The organism is Streptomyces sp. NPDC002623, from assembly GCF_053592635.1.
In genome coordinates this window covers 1-12,820 of record NZ_JBSFWB010000017.1, presented here as the reverse complement: position 1 = coordinate 12,820, position 12,820 = coordinate 1, and the positions used below count along the sequence as shown (strand labels likewise).

The window sequence follows — 12,820 nt, the reverse complement described above, 5'->3', positions numbered from 1 at the left end:
CTCGGCGCCGGCCCGCCGGTCCCGCCCGCACGGGTGGGACCGGCATCCGCATATCCGCAACCGCAGTACAACAGGAGTCAGGCATGAGCGAGTTCAGCTTCGAAGGACGCGTCGCGGTCGTCACCGGCGCGGGCCGGGGGATCGGCCGGGCCCACGCCCGCCTCCTGGCGGAGCGCGGGGCGAAGGTCGTCGTCAACGACCTCGGCGGATCCATGGAGGGCGACGGTTCGGACGTCGGCCCCGCCCAGCGAGTCGTCGACGAGATCGTCGCGGCGGGCGGTGCGGCCGTCGCCAACACCGACGACGTGTCGACGCCGGCCGGCGGACAGGCGATCGTCGACTCCGCGATCGAGCACTTCGGCCGCATCGACGTCCTCGTCAACAACGCGGGGATCATCCGATGGGCCGGACTGCCGGAGGTCGACGCGGAGAACCTGGAACGGCACCTCGCCGTGCACCTCGTCGGCTCGTTCAACACGCTGCGCGCCGCCTGGCCGCACTTCGTCGAGCAGCAGTACGGCCGTGTCGTGCTGACCACCTCCAGCGGCATGTTCGGCCTCGACAACAACCTGTCGTACGCGGCGGCGAAGGCGGGCACGGTCGGGCTCGCCCGCAGCGCGAAGCTGGCCGGCGAACCCCATGGCATCAAGGTCAACCTGATCGCGCCGGCGGCCATGACCCGCATGGGCGGCGGCCCCGAGGAGGAGCCCGCGGAGGCGGCCCCCGGCATGCCCTATATGCCGTCGGACGCGGTGGCGCCGATGGTGGCGTATCTCGCCCACGAGAGCTGCCCCGTCAACGGGGAGATCTACACCGCGGGCGCCGGCCGCTTCGCGCGCCTCTTCATCGCCTCGACCCAGGGCTACGTCCACCAGGGCGACCCCGCCACGGTCGAGGACGTGGCGGGCAACTGGGACGCCGTCAATGACGAGAAGGGCTACTACGTCCCGTCGGACCTGATGGCCTGGTCGGGCGCGTTCCTGCAGCACCAGTTCGCACCGATCGCCGGTTCCGCGAACTCGTAGACAGCGGGGGACGCGGCAGCCATCGCGTGGACGGCAGTGACCGAGGGCCGGGCGTACAGCCCGGCCCTCTCGGCGTCTCGACGCGTGCACGGCAGCAACTGCTGTGCGCATACCGGCCGTTGGCCGATCCCGGGGCGGAGGGCGAACCACGCGGGACCGGCTCCGCCGCTTCCGCCTCCGCGGCCGAAGGGCCGAGAAGGGGGGAAGCGAGCGGAGCCGGTCCCGCGCGGTGCCCGCCGAAGCGGTGCGGTCAGGCCGCCGCCTGGCCGACCTCGGCCTCGTCGAGGCGCTTGGCCCTGGGGATCAGGGCGACGAGCAGCGCGCCCACGGCGCAGCATCCGACCACCAGCCAGAGCCCGTTGGTGAAGCCGGTGTCGAGGTAGAACTGGGTGCCGTGCATGATCGCGCCGTGCTGGGCCATCACGACGAAGGCCAGCTGGGAGACGATGATCTGGGCGACGCCCTGTCCGAGGGTCTGGGCCCCGTTGGCCAGGGCCTGCTCCTCGGGGGTGACCACCTCGATGATCATGATGGGTACGACGGCCATGACCATGCCGGTGCCGAGCCCCGCGATGAGCCCCATCCCCACGATCTGCGGGGCGCTGTGGTGCAGTTGGGTGCCGATGCCGTAGCCGAGGACGGTGAGCGCGGAGCCGGTGCCGAGCAGGATCCGGGCGTCCATCCGGCGGGCGAGGAAGCCGGTGCCGACGGCCGCCACGATGATCATGGCGCTGATGGGGCTGGTGACGATGGCGTTGTGGGTGCCGGACCAGCCCAGGCCTTCGGAGACGTTGGGGATCTTCGGCATCAGTATCAGCATCTGGATCACGACGCCGACGGCGCTGAGCGAGCCGGCCGCCACGGAGGTGGCCAGCAGGACGGTCCACACCGAGCGACGCCGGGTCATGGCCGGCGGGAACAGCGGTTCGGCGACGCGACGCTCGACCAGGACGAACGCGATCAGCGTGAGCAGCGCCCCGGCGACCCAGGCGGTGAACGTGCCGCTGTCCCAGCCCCAGTGCGTCCCCTGGCCGACGGCGTAGACGAGCGCGGTGATCCCTCCGCCGAGGAGGATGCCGCCGATCCAGTCCATCCGGCCGCCCGCCGCGCGGATCGGGCTCTCGGGCACGAAGGCCGCCACCAGTACGAAGCTCACGGCGGTGCTGATCGCCATGAACCACAGCACGCCACGGAAGCCGTAGTCGTCCAGGAGCCAGCCGGACAGGAACGGTCCGCCGAAGGCGACGAGGCCGACACCGCCGGCGAGGATCCCGCTGGCGAGTCCGACCCAGCGGCGAGGGAAGACATCGCGGGTGATGGCGTAGGCGAGCGGTGCGGTGGCCGCGTAGACGCCCGCGATACCGCGTCCGATCAGCAGGGTGCGGTAGTCGGTGGCGAGGGCGGCGATCAGGTCGCCGACGAAGCCCAGCCCGGTGGCGACGAGCAGCACCTTCTTCTTGCCGAAGAGGGCCGCGGCCTTGACCGCGAAGGGCAGGAAGAACGTCCCGGTGAGCAGGGTCATCAGGGTGAACCAGGCGATCTCGGTGGTCCGGAAGTGGATCGCGACCTCGGCCTGCGCGATGCCGGACAACGCGGCCATGAGCGCGACCAGTTGGACGGTCCACACGAGCGCGACCACGACGAGCGCGTTGCGTGTGGTCGAGAGCGATCTCTCGGAGGCTTGCGGAGCTTCGGTTCGGGTGTGGGACATCGGCGGCCTTCCGTGGATGAGCGGTGGACCGGAGAGCGGCTCTGGTCCGGGCGGGGACGGGGATGCTCGACGCGGTGTCGGGCGCAGGCATGCGTGACGGCCGTTGGTTGCTGCGGTGCGGCTGCCGGAAAGATAGACCCAACGGTCGGTACAATCAATGAAGTACGCAAAGAAGCGGCCTCGGACTCCGGCACGGTTCCGTGATCGGCCGTCCGCCACCCCTGTGACCAGTGACTTCGCCATCGGCGAGGGACCGGGCCGCACCGCGATGCACGATCAGCTCCTGTCCCGCTCAGTGGGATGGCCGGCGATCCTGCCCCGGCACCCGGCACCCGGCACCCGGCACCCGGCACGCGGCACGCGGCACGCGGCACGCGGCACGCGGCATCCGCACCCGGAACCTGGCACCCGGCAGCTGTCCGCCGTCTGCCGTCCGCCGTCCGCCGAACGGGCCAGGGTTTCGGGCCGGTCCGGCATGGCGGCAGTCCGACGGCTCGACGCGCCTGGATCCTGACAGCCGAACGAGGCAGGAGAGACCGTGGACGATCCCAGCCCCCGAGGAACCCGGAGCCCGGCATCCACCGGCGCGGGCCAGGACGCCTCCGGTGAGCCGGGGGTCATCGGCATCGCACTCGCAGCCGTGCTGACGGCCGCGCTCGCCCAGGGCTCGTGGCAGTGGTTCGCCACGTACGTCGGGGCGACGCTGCTCGCGGTGGTCTTCTCCTTCTACCGGCTGCCGACCAGGACGCCCGGCCTGGGGTCTGCGTATGCGCGGAACCTGACGGCGTACTCGCTGGTCGTCGGCCTGTGTGCAGCGATCGCGCTGGCTCCCGCACTGCAGCGCTGGGACTGGCTGTTCCCGATGCCCGGCACCCGTGACAGCTGTCCCGCACTGGGCGCCTACGCGAGCATCCGGACAGAGGCGGAGCTGGGGAACCTGGCCGGTCGCGACGCCGCCGCCTTGGCCGAGGCACAGGACGTCCACCGCCACGACGCCGTCGCCGACTGCCTGTCCGCCACCACGACCCTGTGGCTGCCGGTCTACGCGGCCGGCGCGGCCGTCCTGGTCGGTCTGGGCGTGTGGTGCATCGATCGCGCACGGGCGAGCAGGGCGACGGCCGAGGCCGGCCGGTAGCCGAAGAGAGCCGTTGGGCTCGAAGGCTCGATCCTGCTGGGCTACGCCGTTCTGCCCTGGCACAGGGCATGGATCGACCAGGTCAGCGACGGCGATCGACACCTCGGCGCCGACCCTGCACGAGCGCGTCAGTGGTGCCAGGCCCGCCCGCCCGTGTTGTGGATGAAGCGCTGCAGCACTTTGAGCGTGGTCAGGTACTCCTCGTCCGAGATGCCCGCGTGCCGTTCGGCGCTCAGCACCTCCTGAAGGGCCGCGGCCTTGTCGTAGAACGCCTCGCCCTCGGCCGTGAGGCCCAGACGTCCCTCGGCGTCCTCGGTGACCCAGCCCTGGACGATGGTTGTGTCGATCTCGGACTCGATGCTCTCCGAGCCCTCGTCGAGGTAGTTCCGGAGGAGGCGGGACACCTCGTCACGGGTCTTGACGGTGTCCGCGCGTGCGACCTGCGCGAGGACCCACCACTGCGGCTGGGTGGTGCCCATGTCGGCGAGGGAGGCCCGGATGCGGGTGACGACCGCCTTGGAGGCGGCCCAACTCCAGTACCCGATGGGCTGCCGGATCAGTTCGGTGTCGCTGTGCGAGTACTCCATGGCCAGTCCCTCTGTCGTCGTCTGCGCTGGTTCGCTGGGACCGACCGTAGGAACTCAACCCGACTTGAGGTCAAGGCCGTGCTTTTCAGCCTGCGTCAGGCAGCGCCGCCCGGTCAGGCCCGTCGCTCCTCCGATGCGGTCGGGCCGGGCGACAGGTCCTGGGTGCCGATGACCGAGAGGAGTTCGAGCTGGGCGGCGCCCTCGCTGCCGGGCGGCGCGGTGAACCACAGCAGACGCTGTCGTCCGTCCTCGCTGAACAGGCTGTGACAGTCGAGCTCGATCACGCCCAGGGTCGGGTGCGCGATGCGTTTGTGGTCGGTCCGGCGCAGGGCGACGTCGTGGGTGTCCCACAGGACGGAGAATTCCTCGCTGCCTCGGCGCAGCGCGGCCACCATCCGGTGCACCTCGCTGTCCCCGTCGCGTCGGGCGGCGACGGCCTGGAGGTCGGCGACGAAGACCCGCGAGTGGTGGGGGTGGTCCTCGGCCGGATAGACGGCACGGGCCTCGGGCTCGGTGAACCAGCGATAGACGAAGCTGGCCGCAGGACCCCGAACAGTCGGATGCCGACCGACGAGGGCCACGGCCAGCTCGTTCTGGACGACTGTCTCGTGGAGGTCGGTGATGACCTGGGCGGGGGTGGTGGTGAGCCGGTCCAGCAGGCCGAGCAGAGCGGGCTGGACGTGCGCGGTCGGGCCGTGCGCAGCCGGCGGCACGGGACGGTCGGCGAGATGGAACAGATGGTCGCGTTCGTCGCCGTTCAGACGCAGCGCCCGGGCCAGAGCGGCGAGCACCTGCACAGAGGGCTGAGCGCCGCGCCCGCGTTCCAGCTCGGTGTAGTAGTCGGCGGACAGACCCGCCAGCTGGGCGACCTCCTCGCGCCGCAGTCCGGGCACTCGTCGCCGCGGACCCACAGGCAGGCCGACCTCGCTCGGGCGGATGCGGGCGCGCCGGGACTTCAGATACGCGGCGAGTTCGGAGTGGTTCACGCTCCCCAGGATGACGCGCACCGCAGCCGCGAGCCAGGGGATGACAACCCCCGGGTACGGACAGCCCTGGCTGGGACGGGAACACCGGCTCACGATGAAGACACACGGCAAGCAGCCCCCGGCGGCAACGCCGACGCCCCGCACCACGGCCACCCCTCGTGGCCCCGTACCACTCGATTACTCGCAGGAGTCTCCATGCCACACCAGGACACCGCGGCGGATCGCGCCGCAGTCGACCACCCCGCGCAGCCGCGCGTCGCCGTCGTCACGGGTGGCTCCCGTGGCATCGGCCGCGAGACGGTGAGCCGGCTGGCCGCCGACGGGTTCGCCGTCGTGGTGGGCTACGCGGGCAACCGCGAGTCGGCCGAAGCCGCCGTGGCGGCGGTCGCCGCGGGCGGCGGCCGGGCGGTCGCCGTCCAGGCGGACGTCGCGGACGAGCAGCAGACGGCCGCACTGTTCGACACGGCCGAGTCGAAGTTCGGCGGTGTCGACGTCGTCGTCCACGCAGCCGGCCGGATGCACCTCTCCCCGGTCGCCGACCTGGACCTGGCGCAGCTGGACGCGGTCTACCGCACCAACATCCGCGGGAGCTTCGTCGTCGCCCAGCAGGCCGCCCGGAGGCTGCGCAGCGGCGGGGCGGTGATCATGTTCTCCACGTCCGTGGTGGGCCTGGCGTTTCCCGGCTACGGCGCCTACAGCGCCAGCAAGGGCGCCGTCGAAGCGCTCACGATGATCCTCGCCCGCGAGCTGCGCGGCCGGGACGTCACCGTCAACGCCGTCGCGCCCGGCCCCACCGCCACCGACCTGTTCCTCGAAGGCAAGGACGAGCAGACCATCGCCCGGTTGGCCGCCCAGCCCCCGCTGGAACGGCTCGGCACCCCCGCCGACATCGCCGAAGTCGTCGCCTTCCTCGCCTCCCCGGCCGGCCACTGGGTCAACGGCCAGGTCGTCCGCGCCAACGGCGGCATCATCTGAGGACCACGGTGCCCGTCTCGCGTGGCCCCCACCCCCATCTCCACGCCATACCCATGTTCATGCCCATCCCCGTCCCTATCCCAGAAACGAGATCCGTCATGCCGTTCGCCAACTTCAAGGTCCCCGCCGGCACCCTCGACGAGAAGCAGAAGGAGAAGATCGTCACGCGCACCACCGAGCTGTACGTCGAGATCTACGGGGAGCGGGCCCGCGCCAACACCATGGTCCTGGTCGAGGAGGTCACCGACGGCGGCTGGGGCATCGGCGGCAACGTCCTGACGCTCGCCATGCTCGAGGAATCGCCCGAGGAATCGCCCGAGGGCTGACGCCTGCGGTCGGCGCCTGCGGACGACGCCGGCCCGCCCGATGTCCTTGCCCGGTCGGCGACCGGCGGCGCGGTGGCTCAGTCAGGATCGGGCAGCTCCATCGACGCGAGCCTGGCCGGGTCGGTCACGGCCGTGATGTCGGTGATCCGCCCGTCGGCGACGGTGAAGGCGAGGACCGAGAGCGGGCTGCCGTCCGCATGCCACGACACCACCCCGGGAAGGCCGTTGACGAGCACCGCACGTCCCCGCAGGGCGGCGCGGGCGGCCAACCGCGCGCCGGCGGCGACCCGGGTCGCGCCGATGGTGACGACCACGCCGTCGGGAGTGTCGGCGGTCAGCTTCACCTCGGGGTCGAGCACCCGCAGCAGCCCGTCGAAGTCACCGCCGCGAGCGGCTGCCAGGAACGCCCGGACGACCTCTCGCTGCTCCTGCCCGACGGCCGTCGGCCGGTCCGTCGCCTGCACCTTCCTGCGGGCTCGGCTGGCGAGCATCTTGGTGGCGGCGGTGGACTTGCCGAGGATCTGGCCGATCTCGTCGAAGGGCACCGCGAACAGGTCGTGCAGCACGAACGCGAGCCGCTCGCTCGGCCCGAGCGACTCGAGGACGACCAGCAGCGCGAGCCCGACCGAGTCGGCGAGCGCCACGTCGTCCTCCGGCGCAGGACCGTCGTCCACCGCCACGACGAGCTCGGGCAGCCGGGCGTCGTAGGACGCCTCGGGATGCGACTGGCGCGATCGCAGCACGTCGAGACTGATCCGGCCCACCACCGTGGTCAGCCAGCCGGCGAGGTTGTGGATGCTCGCCGTGTCCTGGCGGGAGAGCCGCAGCCACGCCTCCTGGACCACGTCCTCGGCGTCGGCGTGTGATCCGAGCATGCGGTAGGCGACCGCGCACAGCCGGTCGCGCTGGGCGTCGAACGCCTCGGCCACCGGATTCGTGGGGCTGCTGTCGGACATGTTGTTACCTTCCTCGGTGCTGCTCCGTCATGGGTGATGACGGGCCCGAACGGCCACAGGTAACCGATGAAGGAGCAGCACCGATGGAAACACGGATGAAGAGCCCGGGCGATCCCCAGGTGATCGGGGCGATCCAGCAGCTCAACAAGGCGATTCCAGCCGCCGGCGTCGACCCGCTCGTGCTCGAACTGGTCCACCTGCGGACCAGCCAGATCAACGGCTGCGCCCCGTGTGTGTTCGCCGGGGTCCGGTCGGCGAAGAAGCACGGAGAGACCGATGAGCGGCTCCACAGTGTGGCCACCTGGCGCGAGACGCCCTTCTTCTCGGAGGAGGAGCGGGCGGCCCTCGCACTGGCCGAAGCCGCCACCCGGATCCAGGACGGCGCACCGGGCGTGACCGACGAGATCTGGGACGCCGCCGCCGACCACTTCGACGAGCAGCAGTTGTCCGCGATCATCCTGAACATCTCGATCACCAACTTCTTCAATCGGATCAACCACACGATCCGGGAACAGGCCGGCAAGACCTGGTGAGTCGGCCGGGGCGTCACCCGCCAGGAGGCCAGGACCCCGCCAGGAGGCCACGCCCCGCAACGACCGGTCAGCGTACGAGCAGGTCGACGACGCCGGTCAGGTCCTCCGCGCCGCTGCCCTCGGCCAGGCGACGGCGCATCAGGTCGAAGTAGGGACGCAGCAGTTCCGGACTGACGCCCTGCTCCTCGGCGGTGTTCAGGAAGGTCGGTGTGCCGGCCACCTGCATGGCCAGGTTGGAGACGACGCCCTGGGTGTAGTCCCCGCTGCGCAGCTGGGCTGCGGTCTGGTGAACCGCCGGGGCCATCGCGACGAGCCAGCCGGCGAGGAGCGGGGCGAGCGAAGCGGGGTCGATCTCCTCCTTCCGGATCAGGGCGAAGGCGTGCGCGGCGCCGGCGAACATCCCGTACATGGCGCTGAGCAGGGCCACGTCGTGCAGGGCCGCGAAGCCCGCGTCCACGCCGACGTAGGCAGTGGCGGCCGGGACGCTCAGCGTGTCCCGGTGTTGTTCGAACAGTTCCCGCGAGCCGCTGTAGAAGACATAACTGCCCGCTCCCGGGACGCCGATCATCGGAGGAACGGCCATGATCCCGCCGTCCAAGTAACGGGCGCCGCGCCCGCGGACCGGTTCGACGCGGGCGCGGGCCTCGGCCGGGGTGCTGGTGGTGAGGTTGACCAGGTCCTTCCCGGCGAGGTCGGCGCCGGCCAGCACCTCGTCGACCGAGGCGTCGTCCAACAGACAGACGACGATCAGCGTGCCGGCCGCGACCGCCTCGGCGGCGCTGTCCGCGACCCGCGCACCCTCGGTGGCGAGCGCCGCTGCGCGGGCGGGAGTGCGGTTCCAGACGGTGAGCGGGTGGCCCGCGGCAAGCCAGGCGCGCGCCAGCGCGGTGCCCATCGCGCCGAGGCCCAGCAGTGTGACGGGGGTCTTCTCAACAGTGTGGTGTGTCATGTCGATCAGGCTGGTCGCAGCTCCGAAAACGATCAAGTACGCACTTGGGAGTGGGTGGTTACTCTGAGGTGAGTGAGCACGTCGGAAGGGTGGGGCATGACGACGCTGAACCGGCCGGGCGCACCGGACGGACACATCTGCGGGATCGACGCCGCGATGGAGGTGATCGGCGGCAAGTGGAAGGTGCTGATCCTCTGGGCGCTCCACGAGCACCCCTGCCGCCGCTTCGGCGAACTGCGCCGACTGCTCCCGGGGATCACCGAGAAGGTGCTGGCCTCTCACCTGCGTGAGATGGAAGCGGACGGCGTCGTGCACCGCGTCTCCTACGACGAGGTGCCGCCCCGCGTCGAGTACTCGCTGACCGAGGACGGCACACGCCTCAACGAGGCACTCCAGCCGCTGGCCGCCTGGGGACGCGAGCGGCCGACGGGCGGGCGGACGGAGGAGACGGCGACTCGGTGAGGCTGCCGGGAGGACGCGCGCTGGTCAACGGCTTCGCCACGTCGATGGTCTCGTCGAGGTGGGCCCCGACGGCCTGGTTGCGGTGTTCTCGGGTCAGCGCGCGGTGCGGGTCGTGGGCAACGGCTGGGGGCCGCAGCGCGAAGCAGCGCGATGAGCGCGGCGGCCACCCGACTTGATCGGGCACAGGATGTCGGGCCGGGCGGGGGAGCGGCTGCCTAGCGTGGTGAACACGAAGGAAGGGGACCCGGAATGCTGGAGCGGCTCAACCAGGCCATGGATCACATCGAGGCCCACCTCGACGAGACCATCGACGTGGCGGAGCTGGCGCGCATCGCGGCCACCTCGGAGTACCACCTGCGCCGGATGTTCTCGGCGCTGGCGGGCACGCCGCTGTCGGAGTACGTGCGACGCCGGCGGCTCACCGTCGCGGGCGCCGAAGTGCTCGCGGCCCGTGAGCCGTTGTTGGAGATCGCGGTGCGCTATGGCTACGGCTCGGGTGAGGCGTTCGCCCGGGCGTTCCGTGCCATGCACGGCGTCGGGCCGGGCGAGGCCCGGCGCACCGGTGCCGCGCTCGTCTCCCAGCCCCGGTTGACCTTCCGCCTCACCATCGAAGGGAGCAGCAGCATGCGCTATCGCGTAGTGGACAGGCCGGCTTTCACCGTCGCCGGCCTCAAGGCCCGGGTGCCACTGGTGCACGCGGGACCGAACCAGGCGATCATCGACTTCGTCCGCGGGATCGAACCGCAGACCCTGGAGCGCCTGGAGAAGCTGTCGGACCAGGAGCCACGGGGCATCGTCGCGGTCTGCGACGACCTGGACCCGAGCCGCGCCGAAGGCACCGAACTCGACTACTACCAAGGGGTGATCACGTCCGCGGACGCTCCCGACGGCACGGCCGTCCTGTCCGTACCGGCGGGTTCCTGGGCGGTCTTCACCGTCTCCGGGCCGGTGCCGCAGGCCATCCAGAACCTGTGGCGGGACGTGTTCACGGAGTGGTTCCCGTCCAACCCGTATCGCAGCCGCCCCGGCCCTGAGATCCTCCACACCCGCCTGTCCGCGGACAAGACCGAGGCCGATGCCGAACTGTGGCTTCCCGTGGAGCGAGAGGAGGTCCGACCCTACGAGCCGCCCGCGCGGACCGCGTGGACGTAGCGCTTGTCGGGGTACTCGGCGCTGCCCTCACCGGTGCCGATGAAGGCGCCGTCGGTGTAACTGACGGTGCCGGAGGAGGATTATTCGCTGATCACTAGGCTGTCGGGGCTGCTGGCGTGGTCGAGCCCGATCGTCGTGTAGCGCAGGTAGGTTCCGGCGTTGTCGTAGGCGTGACTCTGCGGCAGGACGTACTGGTAGCCGTAGCCGTAGTACTGGCCGTCGGTGTGCAGACCGCACACGTCCTTCTCCGCCGTGGCGACCTTGAACATGGTGCTCAGGTCGAACACCCGCAGACCCTTGTAGGTGTCGACGACGTAGAGCGGGTCGCCGTACCACATGATGCCGCCGGCGTGTTTACGCACGGGGTTGAAGGAGTACTCGCCCGTGAGGATCGTTCTGCGCGTCAGGGTCATCCCGCGTAAAGATTTAGAGATCATCGAGCGGATGCCACAACCGTGAACGATCAAGCCCGACGGGCGAACTCGCCCCGGATCGCCCATCCTTGGCGCGGGCCCTCCTTGGCGCGGTCCCTCCGCGATGCGGGCCCTCCGTGACGCGGGTCAGGTTCACGCCTCGCGCCGTTGATCCCACAAGGCGGCGACGGTGTCGAGTTCCGCGCGGAACTGGCCGGCGGTGGCGAAGCCGCGCTCGTCGAGGAACAGCAGGGTCTTGCGTCGGCGCCGCTGACCGACGGCGACGGTCACCACGTAGCGCGAGCTGACCTGGAAGCCGTACGCCATGTGGACGACTTTCCGGTCGATCACCTCAAGCTCGTGGACGTCCGACCATGGATGGTGCCGGTCGCCAAGAATGCCGCGGCGAGTGACCCCGTCCGCGGACACGACCGTGCCCAGCCGCAGAATCCGGACGACGATGATGAGGATGGCCGCCACACTCGCAAGTGTGATCAGGGCCGATGTCGAGCCGGGTAAGCCCAAGCCCCAGGGGATCGCGTAGATCGTCCCAGAGATCACGGCCGCCGCGAAGATCGTGTACCTGATCATGCTGTTCGGGATCCGGTACTTCCTCGGGAGCGTCGACAACGCGGGTCCCCCTCCTGTTCCTGAGTGAATATCAGGCCACGGTGCGGCGGTCAACGTCGATGAACGCGGTTCCTCCAGGACCAGCCCGTCCGCATCGGTCAACAAAGCGGATCATGGCCTCCTCGCGGTCGGCATAGGCTCTGGACGCGCGGTCGGCCGGGGTGCGCCGGGCCTGTGCCCGAGAAGATTGGACGAAGGGAGCGTTCCACTGTGGCGCATGCTCATGAGGAAGAAGTGCTGGCCCGGATCGCCAAGGGGCTTGTCTACAACGAGACGGAAGCGGCGTTCCAGGCCCCTCGGCGCCGCACCGATCAGATCTTCGAATACAACCACACGCCGCCGAGCGAACCGCACAAGCGTCGAGCGCTGCTCGTCGAGATCTTCGGCTCGGTCGGTGAACGCACGGTGCTGCTGCCGCCGTTCCACGCCGGGTTCGGCAGCAACGTCCATATCGGCGACGACTTCTTCGGCAACGTCAACCTCACGTTCGTCGACGACGTGGACATCCGCATAGGCAACGGTGTCATGATCGCGCCCAGCGTGACGCTGACCACGACGGGGCACCCGGTGCATCCCTCACGACGCGTCGACTTCGGACGGTTCTCGGAACCGATCGTGATCGAGGACAAGGTGTGGATCGGCAGCAATGCGGTGGTCCTGCCGGGCGTCCGCATCGGCTACGGGTCGGTCATCGGCGCCGGCAGTGTCGTCAGCCGCAGCATTCCCCCGATGACCGTCGCGGTCGGAACCCCTTGCCGGGTGCTCCGCCCGATCACGGACGAGGACCTCGCCACGCGTACCGCCGAGCAGTAGCACCGGAGGTGGCGGACTTCCACCCTGACGCGGAACCTGGACGCCCCCGATCCGCTGGCTGCCCGAGGTGGGCTAGGCGCTGTTTCTCGGACCTCCCTCCGTGAGTGGGGTGTTGGGGGCAGGCTGACTGGATGGGACGCGGAGACCTGACAAACGCGGAGTGGGAT

The 12,820-nt window shown here is 70.4% G+C and carries 15 protein-coding genes; 8 read left to right on the top strand and 7 right to left on the bottom strand.

Translation table 11 applies throughout. The features are described 5' to 3' along the window. Positions 1-83 precede the first annotated feature (83 nt). Complete coding sequence (locus tag ACWD4O_RS28220; RefSeq protein ID WP_451283994.1) at positions 84-1,025, top strand: SDR family NAD(P)-dependent oxidoreductase; 942 nt, start codon at positions 84-86, stop codon at positions 1,023-1,025. A 250-nt stretch (positions 1,026-1,275) separates the two neighbouring features. On the opposite strand, the gene ACWD4O_RS28215 is transcribed toward ACWD4O_RS28220, so the two are convergent. Then, complete coding sequence (locus ACWD4O_RS28215; protein ID WP_451283992.1) at positions 1,276-2,736, bottom strand: MFS transporter; 1,461 nt, start codon at positions 2,734-2,736, stop codon at positions 1,276-1,278. A gap of 538 nt (positions 2,737-3,274) precedes the next feature. Here ACWD4O_RS28215 and ACWD4O_RS28210 point away from each other — a divergent pair. Further along, complete coding sequence (locus tag ACWD4O_RS28210; RefSeq protein WP_451283991.1) at positions 3,275-3,871, top strand: hypothetical protein; 597 nt, start codon at positions 3,275-3,277, stop codon at positions 3,869-3,871. A gap of 128 nt (positions 3,872-3,999) precedes the next feature. Here the strand turns inward: ACWD4O_RS28210 and ACWD4O_RS28205 are convergent, their stop codons facing one another. After that, positions 4,000-4,458 carry a MarR family transcriptional regulator gene (locus ACWD4O_RS28205; protein WP_451283989.1) on the bottom strand — a complete coding sequence of 153 codons (459 nt, stop codon included), beginning with the start codon at positions 4,456-4,458 and terminating at the stop codon, positions 4,000-4,002. 113 nt (positions 4,459-4,571) lie between these two features. Further along, complete coding sequence (locus tag ACWD4O_RS28200) at positions 4,572-5,444, bottom strand: MmyB family transcriptional regulator (RefSeq protein ID WP_451283987.1); 873 nt, start codon at positions 5,442-5,444, stop codon at positions 4,572-4,574. 195 nt (positions 5,445-5,639) lie between these two features. On the opposite strand from ACWD4O_RS28200, the gene ACWD4O_RS28195 reads away from it, so the two are divergent. Next, on the top strand, positions 5,640-6,419 hold the full coding sequence (locus ACWD4O_RS28195) for an SDR family oxidoreductase (protein WP_451283985.1): 780 nt from the start codon (positions 5,640-5,642) through the stop codon (positions 6,417-6,419). Positions 6,420-6,517: 98 nt separating this feature from the next. Next, positions 6,518-6,745, top strand: a complete 228-nt coding sequence (locus tag ACWD4O_RS28190) for a tautomerase family protein (protein WP_451283983.1) — start codon at positions 6,518-6,520, stop codon at positions 6,743-6,745. 77 nt (positions 6,746-6,822) lie between these two features. Here the strand turns inward: ACWD4O_RS28190 and ACWD4O_RS28185 are convergent, their stop codons facing one another. Further along, complete coding sequence (locus tag ACWD4O_RS28185; RefSeq protein WP_451283981.1) at positions 6,823-7,701, bottom strand: sigma-70 family RNA polymerase sigma factor; 879 nt, start codon at positions 7,699-7,701, stop codon at positions 6,823-6,825. Between the two features lie 83 nt (positions 7,702-7,784). Here ACWD4O_RS28185 and ACWD4O_RS28180 point away from each other — a divergent pair, with 83 nt between their 5' ends. Beyond that, positions 7,785-8,234 carry a carboxymuconolactone decarboxylase family protein gene (locus tag ACWD4O_RS28180; RefSeq protein WP_451283979.1) on the top strand — a complete coding sequence of 150 codons (450 nt, stop codon included), beginning with the start codon at positions 7,785-7,787 and terminating at the stop codon, positions 8,232-8,234. Between the two features lie 67 nt (positions 8,235-8,301). Here ACWD4O_RS28180 and ACWD4O_RS28175 read toward each other — a convergent pair whose 3' ends face one another. Next, a complete protein-coding gene (locus tag ACWD4O_RS28175; protein ID WP_451283977.1) occupies positions 8,302-9,183 on the bottom strand; it encodes an NAD(P)-dependent oxidoreductase in 882 nt (293 codons plus the stop codon). Between the two features lie 96 nt (positions 9,184-9,279). Between ACWD4O_RS28175 and ACWD4O_RS28170 the strand changes: the two genes are divergently transcribed. Beyond that, the gene (locus ACWD4O_RS28170) at positions 9,280-9,645 is read left to right on the top strand and encodes a winged helix-turn-helix transcriptional regulator (protein ID WP_451283975.1); all 366 of its coding nucleotides are present in this window, start codon (positions 9,280-9,282) and stop codon (positions 9,643-9,645) included. A 249-nt stretch (positions 9,646-9,894) separates the two neighbouring features. After that, on the top strand, positions 9,895-10,797 hold the full coding sequence (locus ACWD4O_RS28165; protein WP_451283973.1) for a GyrI-like domain-containing protein: 903 nt from the start codon (positions 9,895-9,897) through the stop codon (positions 10,795-10,797). A gap of 80 nt (positions 10,798-10,877) precedes the next feature. Here ACWD4O_RS28165 and ACWD4O_RS28160 read toward each other — a convergent pair whose 3' ends face one another. Together ACWD4O_RS28160 and ACWD4O_RS28155 are read right to left on the bottom strand one after the other, a co-directional pair. Next, on the bottom strand, positions 10,878-11,210 hold the full coding sequence (locus ACWD4O_RS28160) for a hypothetical protein (RefSeq protein WP_451283971.1): 333 nt from the start codon (positions 11,208-11,210) through the stop codon (positions 10,878-10,880). A 153-nt stretch (positions 11,211-11,363) separates the two neighbouring features. Beyond that, positions 11,364-11,942 carry a PH domain-containing protein gene (locus tag ACWD4O_RS28155; protein WP_451283969.1) on the bottom strand — a complete coding sequence of 193 codons (579 nt, stop codon included), beginning with the start codon at positions 11,940-11,942 and terminating at the stop codon, positions 11,364-11,366. Positions 11,943-12,050: 108 nt separating this feature from the next. Between ACWD4O_RS28155 and ACWD4O_RS28150 the strand changes: the two genes are divergently transcribed. Further along, entirely contained in the window at positions 12,051-12,653 is a 603-nt protein-coding gene (locus ACWD4O_RS28150; protein WP_451283967.1) for a sugar O-acetyltransferase, read from the top strand. Positions 12,654-12,820: the final 167 nt, after the last annotated feature.